The following is a 20,775-nucleotide window of genomic DNA, read 5'->3' on the forward strand; positions in this document are numbered from 1 at the left end:
CCTGCTCGTATGGTAGTCGCCGTCCACATAGGTCGTACCTCAAAGATCTTCTACGCGGAGATCCTTGTGACGGCTGCGGCTTGGTGCATGCTCCTTTACAATCTCTCGTTCCTCACGGGATAGGCGAGGAGCTGGCCACACTCCCGGTCTCTTGATCATTGACTAGACCGTGACGTTTACAGATTTCGGTTACCCCAGAACAGGGCGAACAAGGTGCTCCGGCGAACCCATGGTACTGAAGTGCCGGTTGCTGCGAACTAATGGACAGTATCTGAGCGATCCGAGTGCAAATGGCCTACTCAAAATCACGGTTCCAGGCGCGCACGCGCTTGATCCCGGCTTTGTAATCCGCCAAGTGGTGTCTGTTCACCAAAGGGCAGGGAACTGGAAGCAGTCCGGTTCTCATCTGGAACTCTTGGGCGGATCAATTTTCCGGTCACCCAATGCACGGTATGTTGGCGGCGGAGCCAGAGAACTCCAAGGTGCGTGGAGAAATTTTCCATAGAGAAGGTGGTGCATGAATACCTGGGATTCGCCGAGAAAAGTTGTGGAGGCTTGCCAATGAGAGAGCGCGTCATTCTTTCCAAGCTCGTTTCTGCAATGCTTGGCGCCGCGTTAAGCGCAGTTCTACTAGTTGGCTTGCCGCTAGGCATACCTTCCGGAACAGTTGTAGAGGGACTGATCTTTACCTCGATAGTCGCTCTCGTGGCAGCTGTGTTAGGCGCCCTTCTGGGGCTTCCTGCAATTCTCATTGTTGACAAGCTACGTCCGTACTCAAGGTTTCGTCACATCATTCTTGCTCCGTTCTGTAGCGTACTTGCTTGGCTCGTAATCGAAGGCGCATTTTCGCGGGACGGCTGGCATCGAATCTGGACTAGCGGCAGCTTCTGGATCGATTGGGCACCCAGACGGGTGGCGGTAGCGATTTCAATTGGCCTGCTGACTGGAATCATCTACACCATCATCTGGCCACGGGTGCGCAGAGCCTTTAGGGTGAACCAATAGAAATAGAGCGCCTGAGCACCCTCGGCGTGCGATAGTCGGTTGGCCGCCTAATCATTAGATGATCAAGTGGGGTACTGACAAGCATAGTGAAAATCGTTGGGCGGTCTTAAGAGGCAAGTTCACCGCGTGATTTGAACTCGGCGATCTCTGCGTCCAGCTATGGGAACACCACCCTCACCGGCCAGAACATCTCGCTCAAGGCCGAAGATGTATTATTGGCTGAACCATGTGATAGGCCCGCACTGCTGCTCAGCTATCTGGAAGGCTGGTTCGAAGGACTGGAGGGCGCTGGATGTGGAGATCTGGATCGAGCGTTCAGAACCCCGTACTGGTGGAAGTTGTGTGCAGATGAAGCGCATGTAATGAAGGGTGGTTACTTCGGCTGTTGGTCTGTCGAGGCTGCCGTGGTGGCGAAGGCGCTGGCGATTGATGACGATGCTTGCCTGACGCATGTGAACTATCCGGTTGACCTGCTTGCTGACGGGCGCAGCCCTCGATACGTAGACATTGCGTCGCCATTTGAACCGGCGGTCGAAGCTGATGATCTCGCGCAGAGAAAGAGTTGGCTTTCCAGGATTCTAAAAAGAAAGTGACGCAATCGAAGAACGCCAAGCAAGGCGCAAGAAAGGCACATGGATGAGGATCGATGACAAATTGCGCCTTTGAGTGCTGCAATGAGTCGGAACTGCCTGCGGAACTAGAGCATCGCGTAGCCGGATTTGGCTTGCGGCCCGTGGTCGGCTCGATGAGGATGTCCTAAATGATGCAACGTTCTTACATTTTTTCCTGGATAGTGTGCTTGACCAGCTTGGCGGCAGTGCTGACCAACTACGTAATGAGCTACAGCTTCCTTGGCTGCGACGGCAGAGGTTCGTTCTCGCTCGCGCTATGTCATTTTCTGCGCCCTTGCATGGATGCTTTTCTACTCATCGCTTTTGTATCGCTCCCTGTACTGACTCTCGCCCTGATTGTGCGTGTCGCTATGTCCGGTCGGTTCCGTCGGTGGGAGACGCTTCTTGCAACGGGATCGCTGCTCCTGTTCGCGGCAAGTGCAACGTTCTTCCCATCTTCATAGGTGAGCAGCCACGTAATCCTGTGGGCGGGATACACCGCGGGGGGCGGTCAGGATAAATAGTCTCAGCGGCCCGGGCTGTCGACGTCGCTGGCGCTGATCGGCTCAAGTATCCACCTGCCTTCCGTATCGACGCTCACGTCTACCGTGAACTCACCCTCCAGACTGTCACTGGCCAGCAGCAGCCGCGTGCCATCGAGCAGGAATTCCTCTGGCTGCAGCACGATGGTGAACACACCGTCGGTCGCACCGCCCACCATCGCGCGGTTGCGAACCAGTAGATAGCCGTCGCCGACGATATAGCCGCCCACGATGGATCCCGTCATGGGGGGGGCGCCTTCCCCGCGAAACTCACCGGTGAGGTGCGGATTCGTTTCTTTGCGGGCCTCCTCGACGGCATCCACCAAGCGCGGGTCAGCCACCAGGCGATAGGGCGAGGGAATCAAAAGGCGTGCGGCGCTGGAGCCCATGTAGAGGTCGAGCAGCGGCTGCAGATGTGCGCCGCGCTCACTGTTCAATTCCTCGACCAATGCCTGGTTGCTGGCGTCAATCTCAGGGACCGGATGGATATCGCCAGTGACTGGATACAGGGCAAGCAACATATCAAGCGGACTGCGCCCGGCAGCCACATCCATCTGCCAGTGCTGTTGGGTTGTTTCGAGCAGCGCACCTGCAAGGCTGCCCAGCAGATACGTCTGGTACCCATGGCCGCGGGTGAAATTGGGCTGCAATCCAGCATGCCACGGAAAGACGTAGCGCAGCGACTGGCGAATCCGTGCATCACGATCGGTTGGGTCAGCGATGTCAGCGGCGGCCAGCAGCTGCAGCTCGGCATACTGCGCCATGCCTTCGATGATCTCCTGGCTCGTCATCTCAGTCACGCTTCCATGGACGTCTGCAAAGGCCTGATACCACCTGGAGGCGTGGCGCAGGTGCTGGCTCTGCTCGGCCGGCTGCGCCAGGGCCCGGTGCATTGCATCGTACAGATGCGCTCGCTGCCTTGACCACGACGCGGTGACGGGGTACTCGGCGAAACCATTGGCGCGCGGTGCGACCCATCGGCTTCTCATCTGGAAGTCATGGAACTTCTCGTGAGTGGCCAGCCGAAAGATCCGACGTGCCGGCTCGGTGTCGCCGGGAAAGATGGGCGATGGTGGGCCGCTCACGGCCGCATCCAGCTGGATGACCACTGCGCGACGTCCCGCGACATCGGCAAAGAAGAACACCCAATCGGGGAACCCTGGTGCCAAGGGGTCAATCACGCTGCGATCCAGTTCGCGTTGGCCGTCAGTCGTCACTTCGACCGCCCGATTCTCGAACAGCAGCACTGCGGATTGCGCATCGAAGTCCGCACCCGGCCAGATATCGGGGGCAAGAGGCCACGATCTGGCTACCATTGCCTGGACCTCGTCCACAATGTTGCTCGGATCGTATGCGTTCGCCGCGGTGGGGTTCGAGGTGACAAGCACGCCTATCCCGACGAGGCACACCATCATGTCTGTCATCCATCCTTTCATGCATTGACTCCTCATTTGGTCCATCGCGTGTTACGACCTCGAACCCGACAGCGGTCGTGCGGAACGGGTGATCCAGCGGACTCTGAGGGCTGATGCCTGTGGTCGACAGTCGGGAAAGTCTGAAAGGCCCTGGATAGCGATACACATCCCACATTGAGGTGGGAGAATCTCGATGATCGCAATCAGAAATCCGCTGCCTAGTGGTGTCGTCAATCCACAGCTTGGATGCGGTGTTGGCCGGTTGTCCTCACGGCGGGCGCACTTGCAAGGATGCGCAAGGTGACGTGCAATGCGACCATGACCCTCAATCGATTCCTAGTGTCGGCGATGGTGCTGGTGTTGTCCGCCTGCGCCAGTACCACCGTCCGCAGCCCGCTCGCCAGCTGGGTGCCGTCGGCGAACCACAACGCGCGCGCGCCGGTCGTGATCGTGCTTCACCACACCGATCAGCATTCCGTGCAGCAGAGCCTGGACACGCTGCGTAGCGCCAACAGCGGCGGCAAGGTCAGCTCGCACTATCTGGTCGGCGCCGATGGCCACATTTACCAGCTGGTGGGCGATGACCGGCGCGCCTGGCATGCCGGTCCCGGGCGCTGGGGCACGATCACTGATCTCAACTCGGCCTCGATCGGCATCGAGATCGACAACGATGGCGACACGCCGTTCGCACCGGCACAGATCGCGGCCTTGATCCGCCTGCTGGATGACCTGTGCACGCGCCTGCGCATCCCGCGCAGCCAGATCATCGCGCATGCCGATCTGGCCCCGTCGCGCAAGCAGGATCCCAGCCGTTTCTTCCCGTGGCAGCAGCTGGCCGAAGCCGGTTTCGGCGTATGGCCGCGCGCAGCGGATGGCCCTGCACCGGTCGGCTTCGATCCCTGGATGGCTCTGCAGGCCTTCGGTTACCCGATGGACGACCGGGCGGCCGCCGTCGGCGCCTTCCATCGCCGCTTCCGCGGGCGCGACGATCTCCCCGCAGATCTCGATGCCGAAGACGCCCGCATCCTGCACTCGCTGCTGTTGCAACAGGAACGCCGCCCATGAAGTTCACGCTCGTCCTCCCCGCACTCAAGCACACCGCGCTGTTGGGGGTTGGGTTGGCGCTGTTGAGTGCCTGCGCGGTCGCGCCACAGCGCCCGGCATCACCAGCGCCTGTGCAAACCAGCACCTACGCGAAGGCAAACTGGAGCGCATTGCCCGCCGTCGCGGATGCCGATCTGCAAGCTGGCTTCGCGGCCTGGCGCAGTGCCTGCCCGCGCCTGAAGACGGAGGCCAACTGGGCACCCACCTGCGCAGCGGCGGCCAACGTTGCCACCACGCCGGCCGGCATCCGCCAGTTCTTGCAGGCCAATCTCGACGTCTATGCGCTGCGTGCCGCCGGCAACCGGGCCGCCGGCCTGATCACCGGCTACTACGAGCCCATCTATGCCGGCAGCCTCACGCGTACCGCCAAGGCAGCGGTGCCGGTGTACGGCGTGCCCGACGACATGGTCAGCGTCCAGCTCGACAGCCTCTACCCAGAACTCAAGGGCAAGCGCCTGCGCGGCCGTGTCGAAGGGCGCGTGCTCAAGCCGTATGACGATGCCGCGCGGATCGCCACGAACGGCGTCAAAGCACCGGTGCTGGCCTGGCTGACCAGCCCGATGGACCTGCAGTTCCTGCAGATCCAGGGATCGGGCCGCGTCCAGCTGGCCGATGGTCGTCAGCTGCGGATTGCCTACGCCGACCAGAACGGCCATCCCTATCGCCCGATCGGCCGCTGGCTGGTGGAGCAGGGCGAGCTGAAACAGGCCGACGTGAGCATGGCCGCCATCCGCGCCTGGGCCGATGCCCATCCCACGCGCGTGCCCGAGCTGCTGGCCAGCAACCCCAGCTATGTATTCTTCACCCGCGGCCCGGACAGCGATGAAGGGCCGCGCGGCTCGTTGAACGTGCCGCTCACCGCCGGCTACAGCGTCGCAGTGGATCGCAACGTCGTGCCGCTGGGCAGCCTGCTGTGGCTGTCCACCACGCGCCCGGACGGCACCGCCCTGGTGCGCCCGGTCGCCGCGCAGGATACCGGCGGTGCCATCACCGGCGAGGTGCGCGCGGACCTGTTCTGGGGCACTGGCGATGCTGCGGGTGAGCTGGCCGGGCACATGAAGCAGAAGGGCACGATCTGGATGCTGTGGCCGAAGGGTGTGGCGTTGCCGAAGGCGCCCGACCCCGCCAACTGACGGCGGGTGCACGCTGCCCGGGCGTTTGCCAGCGCGCCGCTGCGCGCAGCACAAGATCAACACGCCTGCCGTTTTGCACTACATTGGTGCAATGACCACCGCGCTCCTGCCCCCCGCCCTCGACGCCCTCGGCACTCCGGTCGCCTGGGCCGACGCCAGCGGCCGCGTGGTGGGCTGCAATCCCGCCTTCGCCCGCTGGCTGGGCGTGAGCGTGCGCCGCCTGCTGGGCCAACCGCTGGCGTCGCTGGAGGCGCAGGGCGATGCCTTGGCCCACTTCCTCGCCCGCGATGAGCGCGACACGCTGCGCCTGCACCGGCTGGCCTTGGCGCTGCCGGGCGATGCACCCCGTTTTGCCGAGGGGTGGCTGAGCCGCTGGGACGAGGGCGGCTGGCTGCTGGAGGCGCATCCGGTCGATGAGTTCCCGGGGTTGGACCCCACCCAGGCGCTGCCCAGCGCGCTCAGTGCCGCGCTCAAGGGCCTGGCGCACGAGCTGCGCAATCCGCTGGCCGGGTTGAAGGGCGCGGCCCAGCTGCTGGCGCGGCGCAACGCGCAACGCGATCCGGACGAGCGTGAACTGATCGAGCTGATCGGCTCGGAGATCGAGCGCCTGAACGGCCTGCTCGAGCAACTGCTGTCGCCCGCGCCGGCCGCGCCGCATGCGCCGCTCAACATCCACGCCTCGCTGGAGCGCGTACTGCGCCTGGCCGAGAGCGAGGGCGGCTGGGCGGTCCGGATCCAGCGCGATTACGACCCCAGCATTCCCGAGTTCGATGGCGATGCGGACCGGCTCACCCAGGCGGTGTGGAACCTGGTCCGCAATGCGATCCAGGCAGGTGCGGGCACCGTCACCCTGCGCACGCGTGTGGAGCACGGCGTACGCATCACCGATCAGCTGCATCCGCTGGCGCTGCGGCTGGAAATCGCCGATGACGGCCGTGGCGTGCCCGAAGACCTGGCCGAGCATCTGTTCCTGCCGCTGGTCAGTGGCCGCGCCGAGGGCACCGGGCTGGGCCTGGCGCTGGCCCAGCAGGTCGCGCGCGAGCACCGCGGCACCCTGACCTACCGCTCCCGCCCGGGCCATACCGTATTCACCGTGCTGCTGCCGATCGGGCAGGGCACCCCCGCCGAGGACACTGCCGCCCATGGCTGACCAGGTCGACACTACCGCCCAGCGCGTCTGGGTGGTCGACGATGACCGCGCGGTGCGCTTCGTGCTGTGCACCGCGCTGCGCGAGGCCGGCTACCGTGTCGACGGTTTCGACGGGGCCGCCGCGGCGCTGGCGACGTTGGCCGAGCAGCCGCCGCCGGATCTGCTGTTCACCGATGTCCGCATGCCCGGCGACGATGGGCTGGTCCTGCTGGACAAGCTCAAGGCAGCGCATCCGCAGCTGCCGGTGATCGTGATGTCGGCCTATACCGATGTGGCGAGCACGGCCGGTGCCTTCCGCGGCGGTGCGCAGGAATTCCTGTCCAAGCCGTTCGATCTGGATGACGCAGTCGCGCTGGCGCAGCGGGTGCTGCCCGCGCCGGATGTCACTCTGGCCGAGCCGAGCGAGGCCGCCAGCGCGACGCCGCCGGATCAGCGCCCGCAGTTGGTCGGCGATACGCCGGCGATGCGCGCGCTGTTCCGCGCCATCGGGCGCTTGGCGCAGGCACCGCTGTCGGTGCTGATCAACGGCGAAACCGGCACCGGCAAGGAACTGGTCGCGCATGCGCTGCACCACGAGTCGCCGCGCGTGCAGGGCCCGTTCGTCGCGCTCAATACCGCGGCGATTCCCTCCGAACTGCTGGAAAGCGAACTGTTCGGCCATGAGGCGGGCGCGTTCACCGGTGCACAGCGTCGCCATATCGGCCGCTTCGAGCAGGCCAATGGCGGCACCTTGTTCCTGGATGAAATCGGCGACATGCCGTTACCGCTGCAGACGCGCCTGCTGCGCGTGCTGGCCGAGGGCGAGTTCTTCCGCGTGGGCGGGCGCGAGCTGATCCGCGTCGATGTGCGCGTGATCGCCGCGACCCACCAGGATCTGGAAACGCTGGTGGCGCAGGGGCGCTTCCGCGCCGATCTGCTGCACCGGCTGGATGTGGTGCGGCTGCGGTTGCCGCCGCTGCGCGAGCGTCGCGACGATGTCGCGCAGCTGGCCGAGACCTTCCTGGCCGCGGCCGCACACAAACTCGATACGCCGCCCAAACGACTGACTGCTGCTGCGTTGCAGGCGCTGCGCGAACACGATTGGCCCGGCAACGTGCGCGAGCTGGAGAACGTCTGCTGGCGCATGGCCGCGCTGGCGGCGGCCGACAGCATCGGCGTGGCCGATGTGGACAGCGCACTGCACCGCGGTGCGGGTGCGCCGCGCTCACGCAGTGCCGGTGATCCGGGGCAGTGGGAAACGCTGCTCTCGGCGTGGGCGCGCCAGCGTCTGGCCGAAGGTGCCGAAGGCCTGCACGCGCAGGTGCGCGATCGGGTCGACCAGGCGCTGCTCGAAGCGGCCCTGCAGATCACCCATGGCCGCCGTGCCGAGGCCGCCGCGCGGCTGGGCATGGGCCGCAACACCCTCACCCGCAAGCTCGGCGCCGGCCGCCGTCGCGGCGGATGAGCCGCATGTCCACATCGCGTGTGCGCCATGTCCGGGCCGCTTTCATGGCCCGTGGACGAGCACACGGTTAGTTTGCAACCAAGGAGTCTTCCCATGCGCAGTTCCCAAGTCGTCCTCGCTGCGGTGATCGCGGTCGGTCTGGCCGCCTGCGGCAGCACACCGCCGCCGCGCCCGGTCGCCCCCGTCGTACCGGTGGTCAGCACCGCGCAGATGGCCGAATCCAATCTGTCGCCGGCCTCGGCCAGTCTGGTCAGTGGACGCCTGGCGCTGGTGCCGGACGCCCGTGGCGTGCACATCACCGGTGTCATCGGTGGTCTGCAGCCGCTGCAGGTGGCCGGGTTCCACGTGCATGAGCGCGGCGACTGCAGTGCAGTGGATGCCAGCAGCGCCGGTGCGCATTTCAATCCTGCCGGGCAACCGCATGGCCGCAACAGTGCCGGTGCGCATCACGCCGGTGACATGGACAACCTGCGCGCCGATGCGCAGGGCCGCGTCAACGTGGACATCCGCCTGCCAGCGGTTACCCTTGGCGGCGGCGCAGCCACCGATATCGCCGGACGTGCGCTGATCGTGCACGCCAACGCCGACGATTACCGCAGCCAGCCGGCCGGCAACGCCGGTGCCCGAATTGCCTGCGGCGTCATCCGGGTCGTGCGCTGATCGCGCAGTCCCACGACTTCGTTTCTTCCAACGCTACCCGCAAGGAGATCCACATGCGCCTGATCCACACCACGCTGTTCGCTGCCATCGCCGCGCTCGGCCTGACCGCCTGCAACAAGCCGGCCGACACCACCCCGGAAGCCACCCCGGCTGCCGAAGCCACGGCGTCCCAGCCAACCGCTGAAGCGACCCCCGAGGCACCGCCGGCAATGACCAGCGAAGCCCATGCCAACCACACCGCCAGTGCCGACCTTGCTGCCACCCAGGGCAATGACGTCAAAGGCACCGTGACCTTCAGCGTCGTCGACGGCAAGGTCCACGTGAAGGGCCAGGTCAGCGGCCTGAAGCCGAACAGCGAGCACGGCTTCCACATCCATGAGAAGGGCGACTGCAGTGCGCCGGACGGCGCCAGCGCCGGTGGCCACTTCAATCCGGGCCAGGAAGATCATGGCAGCGTCGCCAGCGAGCCGCATCACGGTGGCGACATGCCCAACATCAAGGCCGACGCCCAGGGCAACGCCGTGGTCGATGCCCCGGTCTCGACCAACGTCAACATCGGCAAGGGCGATGGCTTCGACATCATCGGCCGCGGGCTGATCGTCCATGCCGATGCGGATGACTACAAGACCCAGCCGACCGGCAATGCCGGTGCACGCCTGGCCTGCGCGGTGATCAAAGCGGCCCCGTAATCCGGGCCGTGTTTGACGAAAAACGCCGGCGAAAGCCGGCGTTTTTTTTAAATAACGGGGACGGAGGTAGTTAAGCCGCCGGCTTAACTACCTCCGTCCCTATTAACGAGCCAGCAATTCGCGCGCGTCCTGCCCGGCCTCGCAATGCACGAACAGCACCGGCAGGCCGTGCGCTTCCAGCACGGCGGCCATCTGCCGCTGGCGGATCAGGTACTGGTCGTAGATGCCCTGCAGGCGATCACAGTCGCCGGTGCCGTGGCTGTAGTACGCGCACCAGCCGGCGGGATCGAACAGCGCCATACGCACTTCGCCATCAGCGTATCGAAGCAGCGGCTCCGGCGCGGCATCCAGCCACTCTTCCACGTGCGGTGCCATCAGCGCGGTTTCGATCAGCGGCCACAGAATCGCCAGGCCCTGGTTGTCGTACTGCATGGACATCATCGCGGCGAGGTCATTCACCGTGAAATAGCGGGCGTGCTCGATCTGCGCGCCGAAGGCGTTCTGCGCCTGCAGCGCGGTATCGGCCTGCGCCATGCCCTGGGCCAGCAGCAGCTCTTCCAGCGCCTCGGCCACGGCCTGGGTCTGGACGACTTCGGTGCCGGTCAGCAGGAACGGGACGACCCGCAGGCCGCCGCCGGTGAGGCTGGCATCGGCCTGGAACGGCAGCGGGACATCGCCGTCGGCGCCGGCACCAAAGGCCAGCACGCGCGGGCCCTGGTTGCGGCCCGGGGCGCGCATCTGCAGTTCTTCCAGGCGCCGGTGCACCGGCCAGCCCGGGCGCAGGATTTCCGCCGGATCGAAATGGGCGCCGGCGAACACGAAGTCCAGCCCGCTGACGCCGGGCACCAGCTTGGCCAGATCGCGGCCGACGCGTTCGGCCAGTTCACCAGCCTGTTCGGAGGACAGCGCGGCATGGCGCGGGGCGTCGCCGCCGGCCAGTTCCAATGCCAGTACGCCAATGGCATTCATGCCGTGGTCGGGTTTGCTCATGGTTTCACGGTTGGCCCATCACAGGGCGGCAGCTACACTTGACCCCATTATGCCTGCTCCTTCGTGCAGGCCATGTTGCAGACACCCCTCCCATGCCAGGTATCTCCATGCCCAACGCCCGTCCCGTCGCCATCCTCGGCGGCGTCCGCATTCCGTTCTGTCGCCAGAACACGGCTTATTCGGACGTCGGCAACCTCGGCATGTCGGTGCGCACCCTCGGTGCGCTGGTCGAACGCTTCGGCCTGCACGGCCAGCAGTTGGGCGAAGTGGCGATGGGCGCGGTGATCAAGCACTCCAGCGACTGGAACCTCGGCCGCGAAGCCACGCTGTCCTCGGGCCTGTCCCCGCTGACCCCGGGCATCACCATGCAGCGCGCCTGCGGCACCTCGCTGGATACGATCATCGCGGTGGCCAACAAGATCGCGCTGGGCCAGATCGATTCGGGCATCGGCGGCGGCTCGGATACCACCTCCGATGTGCCGATCGTCTACGGCAAGAAGCTGCGCGCGCGTCTGCTGGCGGCCAACCGCGCCAAGAGCACCGGCGACAAGCTCAAGGCGCTGACCCGCGGCTTCAAGCTGAGCGAACTCAAGCCGGAATTCCCGGGCGTGGCCGAGCCGCGCACCGGCAAAAGCATGGGCGACCACTGCGAAGACATGGCCAAGGAGTGGAACATCTCCCGCGACTCGCAGGACGAGTGGGCTGTGTCCTCGCACAAGAAGCTGGCCGCCGCCTATGAGCGCGGGTTCTTCACCGATTTGATCGCGCCGTTCCGCGGCGTGGAGCGCGACAACATCCTGCGCGCCGACACTTCGCTGGAAAAGCTGGCCACGCTGAAGCCGGCCTTCGACAAGGTCTCCGGGCGCGGCACGCTGACCGCCGCCAACTCCACCCCGCTCACCGATGGTGCCTCGGCGGTGCTGCTGGCCAGTGAAGAATGGGCGCGCGCGCACGGCCACGCGCCGCTGGCCTACCTGCGTGATTCGCAGGTGGCCGCGGTGGATTTCGTGCACGGCGAAGGCCTGCTGATGGCACCGACCATCGCCGTGCCGGAGATGCTCAAGCGCAATGGCCTGACCCTGCAGGATTTCGACCTCTACGAAATCCACGAAGCGTTCGCCGCGCAGGTGCTGTGCACGCTGCGCGCGTGGGAAAGCGAAGACTACTGCCGCAACCGCCTCGGCCTGGATGCGCCGCTGGGCAGGATCGACCCGGCCAAGATCAATCCGCTGGGCTCCTCGCTGGCCACCGGCCACCCGTTCGCCGCCACCGGTGCCCGCGTGATCGCCACGGCGGCCAAGCAGCTGGCCGAACGCGGCGGTGGCCGCGCGCTGGTCTCGATCTGCACCGCCGGTGGCATGGGTGTGGTGGCGATCGTCGAGCGCTGATCGCCCTGCGCTTCATTGAACGAAGAAGGCCGCCCAAGGGCGGCCTTCTTTTTTGTATCCGGCGGAGGTGTGCACCATTCGGCTCTGGTAGTGCCGGCCGCTGGCCGGCTCCTCAAATCCTCTCCGGGACTCCGCATTGCCGGCCAGCGGCCGGCACCACCGGGTGCCGCGTCGCACGTTACGGCAGACGTGGATTGCCGAACTCGTCGCGTTCCACGTGCAGGCGATCCTGCACCGGGGCCGGTTCGCCCATCAGCGATTGCTCTTCGATGGTGGCGCGTTCGGGCACGATCGGGTCCAGTGGCGTGGTGGTCGATGCACGGGCCAGCGCCACGCTGTCATCCCCACGCTGCTGGCGCAGGGCATTGGCGAAGCACTGCGAGGCCAGCGCGGTCTCGCCGCGATCCAGGAACACCTCGCCCAACGCTTCCCACGCGGCCGGGCCGGCGCCGGCGGCAATCGCGCGGTGCAGGTAATCCTCGGCCAGCGTGTGCTGGCGCTGACGGGCGGCAATGCGGCCCAGCGCCAGCAGCAATGCGGGGCTGGCGGGCTGCGTGGTCAACCAGCGTTGCAGGTTGGCCTGGCGCGTGGCCAGCTTTTCGACCGGCATCTGGCCGTAAAGCGTCACCACCGATTCGTCCCAGCGCGTGTCCAGGGCCTGTTCGAGGTTGAGCAGAGCCGGTTCGTCCCAGTCCAGTGCCACTGCGCGCAGCGCATAGGCGGAGACGACATCGGGATCGCTGCGCAATGCCTTCGGCGTGGCTTCCCACTGGGCGGCCAGCGCGTTGACGTCACCGGCTTCCAGCAGCGACTGTGCGGCCAGGCGGATTTCCAGCTCGGCCACGGCCGCATCCGGCAGGACCTTCTGCTTGCGCAGTGCGCCCAGCTGGCCATAGGCCTCATGCGCGCGATCGGCACGTGCCAGCGCTTCGGTGCGAAGCCACAGGCCACGCGGCGGCAGCGGCTGGATCGCGGCAACGTCCAGCACGTTGATCGCATCGACCGGGCGTTCCTGTGCCAGCAGGCGTTCGGCCAGCAGCAGGGCATGGCTGGTGGCATCTTCGGTGGCCAGGCGCTGCAGGTACTGGTTCACCGCCGCATCGTCATCGCGCGCCTGCGCACTGCGCACGGCGGTGACCAAGGCGACCGCGCTTACTTCCTTGTCCTCAGCGGCGCTGGTCAGCAGCTTTTCCGCGCGCTGCCAGTGGCCCTGTTCGTGGGCCTGCAGGCCTTCGGTCAGGCGGGCGCGGCCCTGCTTGCGGCGGTAGCGGCCCCAAGCGCGGAACGGCGAGGCCAGCAGACTCCACAGCAGCCACAGCACCAGCACCCCGACCAGCACCATCAGCGCGACCTGGGGCACGGTGGAGCGGTAGTCGGTGCCGCCGTAGCGGTAGATCACTTCGCCGAACTGGCGCAGCTGTTCGGTGCCGAGCCACTGTGAGGCGATCACGCCCAAGGCCACGGCCAGGAGCAGGACCACCAGAGATTGAAAGGGCTTCATCGATTATCTCCCGTTACGCATCGAGCGCAGTTGCTGCAGGGTGCTGCCCAGTTCGGGCAGCGATGGACGCAGCTCGCAGGCGCGTAGTTGCTGCAGTTCAGCACGTTGCTCGCGCAGAGCAGGTGAATCCGGCCACAGCCGCGGCAACCACAGTGCAACGCGGTCCAACGCCTGGAGATACCCGGACTGATCGCCGCGCTCCACCGCTGCCCGCGCCAAGGTCAGTTCCAGCTGCAGCGAATCCCACGCGGCCACGCGGTCGGCTTCGGTCAGCGGGCCCTGCAGGCGGGTGGGGGTGATGGTCACGAACGGCGCCAGCACCTGGTGCCACCATGGCGTGCCGGCAGTCGTATCGGCCGGGGCGTCGATCTGTTCGGGCAGGGTGGTCAGGGCCTGGGCGAACCGGCCCAACCGTGCCTGGGTCTGCGCGCGCACTCCGGGGCCGAGCGCCTCCACCGCATTGCGCTCCTGCATCAATGCCTGCCGCAGGTTCAGATACTCGTTGCCCTGCACGTCGTCCAGCGAGGCGGACGCCAACGCGTACAGGCGCTTGGCGCCCTCGACGTCATCGGCATAGGCCAGCCGCTGCCCGGCCTGGCTCAGCAGCAGCTCGGCTTCTTCCAGCTGCAGTGCCTGCGCGCCGTGGCGGGTGCTGTCGGCCAGCTTGGCCAGGTTCTCTTCGAGCAGCGCATTGCGCTGGCTCAGGCCGAGCATTTCATCGCGCAGCACGCGGTTGGTGGCGGCGGCGTCCTGCACGCGCTGGGAGGTCGAACGCTGGTCGCGGCGCAGTGCTTCCACGCTGTCCAGCAGGCCCTGCACCTGCAGTTGGTCGTTCTCTTCGCGCAGTCGTTCCTGCGCCTGTCGCGATTGCCACTGCGCCCAGCCCCACGCGCCGCCGCCGGCCAACACGACGAGCGCCGTGATCGGCACGATCCAGCGCAGGGGGCGGCTCGGAGAGGGGGGCGAAACAGGGTCATTCATACGGGCATCCTTGTCGCGCGCGCCGGGCAATCCGCTTGGCTGGCGAGCGACGTGGCACACAGCATCGCCCGCCGCCCAAGGCCCTGCAAGACCGCCCCGGCTCCCTGTTCAGGAAGATGCGGGCGCGATGAGCGCGGCGTGTGCAGCCGCGACCAACTGTGCCGGCAACGGCCCGGCTGCGACCCGTACCTGCCCGAAGCCTGCGGCGCGCGCCTGTGCGGCCAGCCGCTCGCTGGCGGCCACCACGGTGGCGGCGCGCAGTGGTGCCTGCAGATCCTGGGGTAACTGCACCAGCAACAGCGCCAGGGCCTCGCCGCTGCTCAGTGCCAGCACCCAGGGCATGGCCGCGCGGCGCAGGCGCTGCAGGGCGCGGGGGGCCAGCGGCAGCCGCTGGCGCGCATACACGTTGGCGCGCAGCAGTTGGGCACCGCGTTGCTCAAGGGTCTGCGCGATCACCCCGCGGCCGCCCGGGGCGGTGACCAGGCCCGCGCGCAGGCCGTGCAGGTCAGCCAATGCCGGCAACGCAAGCAGGCCCTCGCTGTCCATCCGTGCCGGTGCGGCGATGTCCTGCGCGCCCTGGCGGTGCAGCGCCGCCGCCGTGCCGGCGCCCACGGCAAGCCACTGCCCCGGGTGGGGCGCGGCCAGATCCACCAGGCGCGCGGCGGCCTGCACCGCGGCAGGGCTGCTGAAGACCACGCGCTCGGCCGCCAGCGCGGCGGTGAGGTCGGCGTGGGTGGCAGCATCGCGCTGGGCCTGCAGCGCCCACGGCGACAGCGCGATGAGGTGGGCGCCAGCCGCCTTCGCCGCACGGCGCAGCGGCGCATGCTGGCCACGCGGGCGCAGCGAGATCAGGGTCCAGGGCGCGACTTTCGTTTCGGTGTTCATTGCGGGCATTATGCGAGCCCTTCGATGTGACGTGATCAGCCAGATGTCCGCAACCGATTCCCTGCCGGCGCAATTGTCTGCGCTGCAGCATGTCCTGGATGCCATGCCGCCGGTGGCGGCCATGCAGATCCGGGTCCACGACTACCGCGATGGCGTCCTGCACATCCACGCTCCGCTGGCAGCCAACGTCAACGACAAAGGCAATGCCTTCGGCGGCAGCCTGGCCTCGGCGCTGACCCTGTCCGGATGGGCGCTGGTGACCCTGCGCCTGCGCCTGGCCGGGTTCGATGCGGATGTCTACGTGGCCGACAGCCATATCCGCTACCTCGCCCCGGTCTATGGCGATCTGCACGCACAGGCCCAGGCCGATGCGGAAACCGACTGGGACAGCTTCCTGGCCACCTTCGCCCAGCGCGGCAAGGCCCGCATCAGCCTCACCGCCCGCCAGCCGGGCGAAGGCGACAAGGCCGCCGCGGAACTGAGCGGCCGTTTCGTGGCCTTCGCCAGGCGGTAGGATGGGCGCCTTGCCTATTGGGGAATTCGCATGCGCCGTACGCTTCAGATCCTGCTGATCGCCTTGTTCGCGCTGACCAGCGTGAGCGCACTGGCCGCCGAGCAGAAGACCACCAGGAAGCAGCGCAAGGAACTGGAGGAGACCCAGGTCAAGTACGACGCCACGATGCGCTGGGGCACCGTCGAGGACGCGCTGCCCTACCTGGATCCCGACTATGCCCGCGCCCACCCGATGACCGACCTGGAACTGCGCCGCTTCGAGCAGGTGAAAATCTCCAGCTATCGCGCCGGCGACAACGTGCCGTTGCCCGATGGCCGGGTCGGGCGCAACGCCGAGGTGCGGGTGATCAACAACAACACCCAGTCCGAGCGGACGGTACGGGTCCGGGAGATCTGGCGCTGGGACGCCGAGGGCAAGCGCTGGCTCCAGGCCAACGGCCTGCCGGACCTCTGGCAGGAACGCTGACCCCCCGCCCGCACGGGGCTGGACGCCGATTCGCCCGCATGTGCGACAATCGGCGCCCGCTTATCGACCCGTGATCTTAGTGAATTACGAAGAGTTGCTGGCCTTTGCCGGCCGAAACCCGATGTTGTCGATGGCCCTGGTCGGCCTGACCGTGGCCATCATCGTGACCGAAGTCCGCCGCCTGTTCCGCGGCTTCAAGTCGCTCAAGCCAGCGGAACTGACCCAGCTGATGAATGCCGGTGGCGCCATCGTGGTCGATCTGTCTTCGAGCAGCGATTTCGAGAAGGGCCATATCGCGGGCAGCCGCAACGTGCAGCCGGCGCAGTTCGGTCCGGAGCACAAGCTGGTCGCCAAGGCCCAGCAGAGCCCGGTGGTGCTGGTGTGCCGCAGTGGCAATGCCTCCGAGACGGCCGCCAAGGCGCTCAAGAAGGCCGGTTTCACCCAGGTCAACGTGCTCGACGGTGGCATCCCGGCGTGGCAGCAGGCCGAGTTGCCGCTGGTCAAGGGCCGCAACTGATCCCCCTCGGATGGCAGCGCACGCCTTGTGCGCGGCCCACAGCGCCCCCATCGCAGGGCATGTAACAATCCGTTTTTACAGCATTCATTTTTGGAGCAACAGGAAATGTCCGAAGAGAACACCAACGGCGCCGTCGCGCCGGTCGACGCCGCTACCGGTCCCTCGTTCACCGTCGAGAAGATCTACGTCAAGGACGTTTCGTTCGAATCGCCGAACGCTCCGGCCGTCTTCAATGACGCCGTGCAGCCGGAACTGCAGCTCAACCTGAACCAGCGCGTGCAGCGCCTGGGCGAGAGCGCCTTCGAAGTCGTGCTGGCCGTGACCCTGACCTGCAAGGCCGGCGAGAAGACCGCCTACGTGGCCGAAGTGCAGCAGGCCGGCGTGTTCGGCCTGGTCGGCCTGGACCCGCAGTCGATCGACGTGCTGCTCGGCACCCAGTGCCCGAACATCCTGTTCCCGTACGTGCGTTCGCTGGTGAGCGAGCTGATCCAGGCCGGCGGCTTCCCGCCGTTCTTCCTGCAGCCGATCAACTTCGAAGGCCTGTACGCCGAAACCCTGCGCCAGCGTCAGGAACAGGGCGAGACCTCGCTCGCCGATTCCGAGCCGGCCGGCAACGCCTGATCGGCGCTGCAGTACGGATGAGCAACCACGCAGACAAAATCGCGGTTCTCGGCGCCGGCTCCTGGGGCACCGCCCTGGCGAGCCTGCTCGCGCGGCATGGTCATCCGACCGTGCTGTGGGGGCGCGATGCGGCGATGGTCGAGGCCATCGACCAGCGCCACGAGAACACCCGTTATCTGCCGGGCATTCCGCTGCCCGAGTCGCTGCGCGCGACCACCGATCTGGCCGCTGCCGTCAAGGACGCTGCCTGGATCCTGGTGGTGGTGCCCTCGCATGCCTTCGGTGAAACCGTGCGTGCGCTGGCACCGTTGCGGCCGGCCGATGCCGGCGTGGCCTGGGCGACCAAGGGCTTCGAACCAGGCTCCGGTCGGTTCCTGCACGAAGTGGCGCGTGAGGTCCTTGGGCCGGACGTGCCGCTGGCGGTGGTGACCGGTCCGTCGTTCGCCAAGGAAGTCACCCAGGGCCTGCCGACCGCGATCACCGTGCACGGTGACGCGCCGGACTTCGCCCAGCAGGTGGCCGATGCCATGCACGGTCCGGCGTTCCGCGCCTACACCGGCGATGACATGGTCGGTGCCGAGCTCGGCGGTGCGATGAAGAACGTGCTGGCCGTCGCCACCGGCGTCGCCGATGGCATGCAGCTGGGCCTCAATGCCCGTGCCGGCCTGATCACCCGTGGCCTCAACGAAATGCTGCGGCTGGCCGCGGCGATCGGTGCCAAGCCGGAAACCCTGATGGGGTTGGCCGGTCTGGGCGATCTGGTGCTGACCTGCACCGGCGATCTGTCACGCAACCGACGCCTGGGCCTGGCCCTGGGCCGCGGCCAGACGTTGACCGATGCGGTGCGTGAGATCGGCCAGGTGGTGGAATCGGTGCAGACTGCCGATGAGGTGATGCGCCAGGCGCGGCGTCACGGCATCGACCTGCCGATCTCTGATCGGGTGCGCGCGGTGCTGCACGGTGAGCAGACGCCGGAAGAGGGATTGCGTGCGCTGTTGGCACGCGAACAGAAGCCGGAGTATCCGGACACGCTGTTCAAGTGATGCACGAAAAACCCCGGCAAGCGCCGGGGTTTTTTTTGGTTCTTCTTCCATCCGCGTTGCAGGCATGAAGCGCGCTATGAGCCTCTTCAGGCGTGGCGGTGGATGGGTCGGGCGCTGGGCCGCGATGGCCTTGCCGGCGAATGTCCCCCGGCGTCGACCTGCGGCCGCCGCCTCCTCCTTTATTTCGCCCACAAGGCCATCGCGACCCACGTATCCAGACCACTTGGCGCCGACAGAAAGGCACGGTCTCCCGCACGCCTGACGCACGCTGAGTCCCCTATCGGCGGGTAGGTCCCTGGGCAAAATCAAGGAGGAGGCCGTCGCCGTCAGGCGTCGGCCGGGGGACATTTGCCAAGGGGCCTGCCCGCCGATAGGGGACCCTTACGCTCGCGGTAGACCTGAGCGGAGACAGCACCCGATCCACAATGCCCCTGAACTACCTGGTCACCGCCAGAACGAAACAACCCGGCGCAGGGCCGGGTTGTTTCGTGGCGTACCGACGAGGGTGTCGCCAGGTGCTGCATATAAGTGAAGCCCGGCGTGAGCCGGGCTTCATGGCGCAGGGGAGAGAGACCGCGCCATCCAACAACGTACCGCGGTATTGCGTCGTGCGTATTACCAGGTGAAGCGCGGACCGACGAACCATTCCTTGTCGCCGCCCTTGGCCAGCTTCACTTCGCCGGCCAGGCCCCAGTTCTGGTTGAGCTTGGCCTGGGCGCCGACGCGGCCGTAGAACTCGCCGTCCGGGTTGATGCCGTGCTTCTTGGTGTAATCCTCGTAACCGGCCATCACGTAGCCTTCGAAGTTCGGGGTGAACGCGCTGCGCACGCCGACTTCGGTCGAGTAGCCGTTGAAGTCCAGACCGTGCTTCGGATCGAACTTCTGGTACGCAACGCGGGCGACCAGATCGGTGGTCGGGGCGATGCCGTAGTTGTAGCCGACACCGACCTTCCACTGATCCACATCATTGCTGCCGCGCTTGGTTTCCTGCGCGTTGTAGTCACCGAAGACGTGGAAGTTCGGCGCCACGGCGACCGAGCCCTTCACCGCCCAACCGTCGGCGTCGCCGCCCTTGGCATCGGTGTTCACGTAGCCGCCTTCAACATAGTTGTACGACAGGCCATCGGTTGCCGAAGCAGCGAACGGCAGTGCAGCGAGCAGACCCAGGGCAAGCAGGGAAGTCTTCATCATCGGGGACACCTTTGTATTTTTTGGTTTTGTCCGCCAGCAGAGGGGAGGGAGATCGCTGCTGGCGACAGGTGTGAATTATCCGTTAGTCACCCCAATTAGCCCTGAATATCAAACTGAGCAGTACATAAATGCGGCCACATTCCGGGGAACTCTTCATGCGCGATCTGTTAGATGCGCGCGCAACACATCAGGCACGACGCAGCGCCATTGAAAGGGCGGTGTGGATCGCGCGTGCAGTGACGCAAGCAGAGGTGCCGTCCGCAGGACGGCGGCGATCAGCGTTCGCCGTCGCGCAGGTAATCGAACAGCTCGGCATCACCCTTCAGGCCGAGCTTCAACATTGCATCGCCTTTCTGGCGGCTGATGGTGCTCACGCTCTTGTGCAGATGCATGGCGATCTCTTTGACCGTCATGCCGCTGCCGAGCAGGCGCAGTACTTCGACTTCGCGCGGCGATAGCGGCTTGGCCTCGCCTTCTTCCACGCTGTTCGTGCCGATCGCGTCAATGCGCTCTTTCAGTGTGAGGCTGACGTAGGCCATGCCGCGCTGCACGGTCTGGATCGCCAGCGGCAACTCGTCCATCGACGAGGTCTTGTCGACCAGGCCGAGCACACCCGTGGCGACCACCATGCGCAGGATCGCCAGGTTGTTGGAGACGCTGAGCATCAGCACCGGCAACGTGGGGAAACGCCGGCGGATCATGGCGATCATCGCAAAGCCATCGGCCTGCTGGCCGCCGGGCATGGAGTAATCGGTGACCAGGACATCGCACGGGTGATCGGACAGCGCGGCCATCAATTCGGCGACAGTACTGGCCTCGGCCACCACCTGGCCAACGCCGCTGGATTCGATCACGGCCTTCGTGCCGATCCGTACGACCGGATGGTCGTCCGCAATGATAATGCGCAGGGTCATGGACTAGTATTG

General features: G+C 66.2%; 21 protein-coding genes. 14 read left to right on the forward strand and 7 right to left on the reverse strand.

Annotated elements, in window-relative coordinates:
* Positions 1 to 486: 486 nt before the first annotated feature.
* Both AC06E9_RS15785 and AC06E9_RS15790 read left to right on the forward strand, forming a co-directional pair.
* Positions 487 to 1,005: a hypothetical protein gene (locus AC06E9_RS15785; RefSeq protein ID WP_478056391.1), complete on the forward strand. Its 519-nt coding sequence runs from the start codon at positions 487 to 489 to the stop codon at positions 1,003 to 1,005.
* Positions 1,006 to 1,136: 131 nt separating this feature from the next.
* A complete protein-coding gene (locus tag AC06E9_RS15790; RefSeq protein ID WP_121044499.1) occupies positions 1,137 to 1,598 on the forward strand; it encodes a PoNe immunity protein domain-containing protein in 462 nt (153 codons plus the stop codon).
* A gap of 544 nt (positions 1,599 to 2,142) precedes the next feature.
* Here AC06E9_RS15790 and AC06E9_RS15795 read toward each other — a convergent pair.
* Entirely contained in the window at positions 2,143 to 3,594 is a 1,452-nt protein-coding gene (locus AC06E9_RS15795) for a hypothetical protein (protein WP_478056392.1), read from the reverse strand.
* A gap of 297 nt (positions 3,595 to 3,891) precedes the next feature.
* Here AC06E9_RS15795 and AC06E9_RS15800 point away from each other — a divergent pair, with 297 nt between their 5' ends.
* The 6 genes from AC06E9_RS15800 (at position 3,892) to AC06E9_RS15825 (ending at position 9,753) form a co-directional block, all read left to right on the forward strand.
* Positions 3,892 to 4,638 (forward strand): N-acetylmuramoyl-L-alanine amidase, encoded by a 747-nt coding sequence (locus AC06E9_RS15800; protein ID WP_478056393.1) that lies wholly within the window; start codon positions 3,892 to 3,894, stop codon positions 4,636 to 4,638.
* On the forward strand, positions 4,635 to 5,810 hold the full coding sequence (gene mltA, locus AC06E9_RS15805; RefSeq protein WP_478056394.1) for a murein transglycosylase A: 1,176 nt from the start codon (positions 4,635 to 4,637) through the stop codon (positions 5,808 to 5,810). Before AC06E9_RS15800 ends, mltA begins: the two co-directional genes overlap by 4 nt.
* A gap of 91 nt (positions 5,811 to 5,901) precedes the next feature.
* A complete protein-coding gene (locus tag AC06E9_RS15810; RefSeq protein ID WP_293980974.1) occupies positions 5,902 to 6,960 on the forward strand; it encodes a two-component system sensor histidine kinase NtrB in 1,059 nt (352 codons plus the stop codon).
* Entirely contained in the window at positions 6,953 to 8,404 is a 1,452-nt protein-coding gene (gene ntrC, locus AC06E9_RS15815; RefSeq protein ID WP_478056395.1) for a nitrogen regulation protein NR(I), read from the forward strand. The genes AC06E9_RS15810 and ntrC overlap by 8 nt, the downstream gene beginning before the upstream one ends.
* A 93-nt stretch (positions 8,405 to 8,497) precedes the next feature.
* The gene (locus AC06E9_RS15820; protein WP_259260601.1) at positions 8,498 to 9,064 is read left to right on the forward strand and encodes a superoxide dismutase family protein; all 567 of its coding nucleotides are present in this window, start codon (positions 8,498 to 8,500) and stop codon (positions 9,062 to 9,064) included.
* Positions 9,065 to 9,117: 53 nt separating this feature from the next.
* Positions 9,118 to 9,753, forward strand: a complete 636-nt coding sequence (locus AC06E9_RS15825; protein ID WP_121044480.1) for a superoxide dismutase family protein — start codon at positions 9,118 to 9,120, stop codon at positions 9,751 to 9,753.
* Between the two features lie 102 nt (positions 9,754 to 9,855).
* Here the strand turns inward: AC06E9_RS15825 and AC06E9_RS15830 are convergent, their stop codons facing one another.
* On the reverse strand, positions 9,856 to 10,743 hold the full coding sequence (locus AC06E9_RS15830) for a hypothetical protein (protein WP_478050178.1): 888 nt from the start codon (positions 10,741 to 10,743) through the stop codon (positions 9,856 to 9,858).
* Positions 10,744 to 10,835: 92 nt separating this feature from the next.
* On the opposite strand from AC06E9_RS15830, the gene AC06E9_RS15835 reads away from it, so the two are divergent.
* A complete protein-coding gene (locus AC06E9_RS15835; protein WP_462090933.1) occupies positions 10,836 to 12,131 on the forward strand; it encodes an acetyl-CoA C-acetyltransferase in 1,296 nt (431 codons plus the stop codon).
* Positions 12,132 to 12,309: 178 nt separating this feature from the next.
* Here the strand turns inward: AC06E9_RS15835 and AC06E9_RS15840 are convergent, their stop codons facing one another.
* From AC06E9_RS15840 to AC06E9_RS15850, 3 genes are all read right to left on the reverse strand, one after another.
* On the reverse strand, positions 12,310 to 13,632 hold the full coding sequence (locus tag AC06E9_RS15840) for a heme biosynthesis protein HemY (protein WP_121044471.1): 1,323 nt from the start codon (positions 13,630 to 13,632) through the stop codon (positions 12,310 to 12,312).
* Positions 13,633 to 13,635: 3 nt separating this feature from the next.
* Entirely contained in the window at positions 13,636 to 14,613 is a 978-nt protein-coding gene (locus tag AC06E9_RS15845) for a uroporphyrinogen-III C-methyltransferase (RefSeq protein ID WP_121044468.1), read from the reverse strand.
* A 108-nt stretch (positions 14,614 to 14,721) separates the two neighbouring features.
* Positions 14,722 to 15,498, reverse strand: coding sequence for a uroporphyrinogen-III synthase (locus tag AC06E9_RS15850; RefSeq protein WP_478056396.1), 777 nt, complete (start codon positions 15,496 to 15,498; stop codon positions 14,722 to 14,724).
* 43 nt (positions 15,499 to 15,541) lie between these two features.
* On the opposite strand from AC06E9_RS15850, the gene AC06E9_RS15855 reads away from it, so the two are divergent.
* The 5 genes from AC06E9_RS15855 to AC06E9_RS15875 all read left to right on the forward strand — a co-directional run bounded on the left by AC06E9_RS15855 (position 15,542) and on the right by AC06E9_RS15875 (position 18,658).
* Positions 15,542 to 16,012, forward strand: coding sequence for a YiiD C-terminal domain-containing protein (locus AC06E9_RS15855; RefSeq protein ID WP_026070058.1), 471 nt, complete (start codon positions 15,542 to 15,544; stop codon positions 16,010 to 16,012).
* Between the two features lie 30 nt (positions 16,013 to 16,042).
* Positions 16,043 to 16,477, forward strand: a complete 435-nt coding sequence (locus AC06E9_RS15860) for a hypothetical protein (protein WP_121044462.1) — start codon at positions 16,043 to 16,045, stop codon at positions 16,475 to 16,477.
* A gap of 79 nt (positions 16,478 to 16,556) precedes the next feature.
* Positions 16,557 to 16,994: a rhodanese-like domain-containing protein gene (locus AC06E9_RS15865; protein WP_121044459.1), complete on the forward strand. Its 438-nt coding sequence runs from the start codon at positions 16,557 to 16,559 to the stop codon at positions 16,992 to 16,994.
* 105 nt (positions 16,995 to 17,099) lie between these two features.
* Positions 17,100 to 17,615 carry a protein-export chaperone SecB gene (gene secB, locus AC06E9_RS15870; protein ID WP_019184891.1) on the forward strand — a complete coding sequence of 172 codons (516 nt, stop codon included), beginning with the start codon at positions 17,100 to 17,102 and terminating at the stop codon, positions 17,613 to 17,615.
* A gap of 17 nt (positions 17,616 to 17,632) precedes the next feature.
* The gene (locus AC06E9_RS15875; RefSeq protein ID WP_121044455.1) at positions 17,633 to 18,658 is read left to right on the forward strand and encodes an NAD(P)H-dependent glycerol-3-phosphate dehydrogenase; all 1,026 of its coding nucleotides are present in this window, start codon (positions 17,633 to 17,635) and stop codon (positions 18,656 to 18,658) included.
* A 615-nt stretch (positions 18,659 to 19,273) separates the two neighbouring features.
* Here AC06E9_RS15875 and AC06E9_RS15880 read toward each other — a convergent pair.
* Positions 19,274 to 19,846: an OmpO family porin gene (locus AC06E9_RS15880; protein WP_183073837.1), complete on the reverse strand. Its 573-nt coding sequence runs from the start codon at positions 19,844 to 19,846 to the stop codon at positions 19,274 to 19,276.
* A 278-nt stretch (positions 19,847 to 20,124) separates the two neighbouring features.
* A complete protein-coding gene (locus AC06E9_RS15885; protein ID WP_121044447.1) occupies positions 20,125 to 20,763 on the reverse strand; it encodes a response regulator in 639 nt (212 codons plus the stop codon).
* Between the last annotated feature and the right edge of the window lie 12 nt (positions 20,764 to 20,775).

It is taken from the genome of Stenotrophomonas sp. Steno-Z10-BAI (genome assembly GCF_056393115.1).

Excerpts from the sequence above, each read along its gene's own strand:
- AC06E9_RS15795 (WP_478056392.1), bottom strand. The coding sequence starts at position 3,594 with ATGAAAGGATGGATGACAGACATGATGGTGTGCCTCGTCGGGATAGGC.
- AC06E9_RS15800 (WP_478056393.1), top strand. The coding sequence starts at position 3,892 with ATGACCCTCAATCGATTCCTAGTGTCGGCGATGGTGCTGGTGTTGTCC.
- mltA (WP_478056394.1), top strand. The coding sequence starts at position 4,635 with ATGAAGTTCACGCTCGTCCTCCCCGCACTCAAGCACACCGCGCTGTTG.
- AC06E9_RS15810 (WP_293980974.1), top strand. The coding sequence starts at position 5,902 with ATGACCACCGCGCTCCTGCCCCCCGCCCTCGACGCCCTCGGCACTCCG.
- ntrC (WP_478056395.1), top strand. The coding sequence starts at position 6,953 with ATGGCTGACCAGGTCGACACTACCGCCCAGCGCGTCTGGGTGGTCGAC.
- AC06E9_RS15820 (WP_259260601.1), top strand. The coding sequence starts at position 8,498 with ATGCGCAGTTCCCAAGTCGTCCTCGCTGCGGTGATCGCGGTCGGTCTG.
- AC06E9_RS15825 (WP_121044480.1), top strand. The coding sequence starts at position 9,118 with ATGCGCCTGATCCACACCACGCTGTTCGCTGCCATCGCCGCGCTCGGC.
- AC06E9_RS15830 (WP_478050178.1), bottom strand. The coding sequence starts at position 10,743 with ATGAGCAAACCCGACCACGGCATGAATGCCATTGGCGTACTGGCATTG.
- AC06E9_RS15835 (WP_462090933.1), top strand. The coding sequence starts at position 10,836 with ATGCCAGGTATCTCCATGCCCAACGCCCGTCCCGTCGCCATCCTCGGC.
- AC06E9_RS15840 (WP_121044471.1), bottom strand. The coding sequence starts at position 13,632 with ATGAAGCCCTTTCAATCTCTGGTGGTCCTGCTCCTGGCCGTGGCCTTG.
- AC06E9_RS15845 (WP_121044468.1), bottom strand. The coding sequence starts at position 14,613 with ATGAATGACCCTGTTTCGCCCCCCTCTCCGAGCCGCCCCCTGCGCTGG.
- AC06E9_RS15850 (WP_478056396.1), bottom strand. The coding sequence starts at position 15,498 with ATGAACACCGAAACGAAAGTCGCGCCCTGGACCCTGATCTCGCTGCGC.
- AC06E9_RS15855 (WP_026070058.1), top strand. The coding sequence starts at position 15,542 with ATGTCCGCAACCGATTCCCTGCCGGCGCAATTGTCTGCGCTGCAGCAT.
- AC06E9_RS15860 (WP_121044462.1), top strand. The coding sequence starts at position 16,043 with ATGCGCCGTACGCTTCAGATCCTGCTGATCGCCTTGTTCGCGCTGACC.
- secB (WP_019184891.1), top strand. The coding sequence starts at position 17,100 with ATGTCCGAAGAGAACACCAACGGCGCCGTCGCGCCGGTCGACGCCGCT.
- AC06E9_RS15875 (WP_121044455.1), top strand. The coding sequence starts at position 17,633 with ATGAGCAACCACGCAGACAAAATCGCGGTTCTCGGCGCCGGCTCCTGG.
- AC06E9_RS15880 (WP_183073837.1), bottom strand. The coding sequence starts at position 19,846 with ATGAAGACTTCCCTGCTTGCCCTGGGTCTGCTCGCTGCACTGCCGTTC.
- AC06E9_RS15885 (WP_121044447.1), bottom strand. The coding sequence starts at position 20,763 with ATGACCCTGCGCATTATCATTGCGGACGACCATCCGGTCGTACGGATC.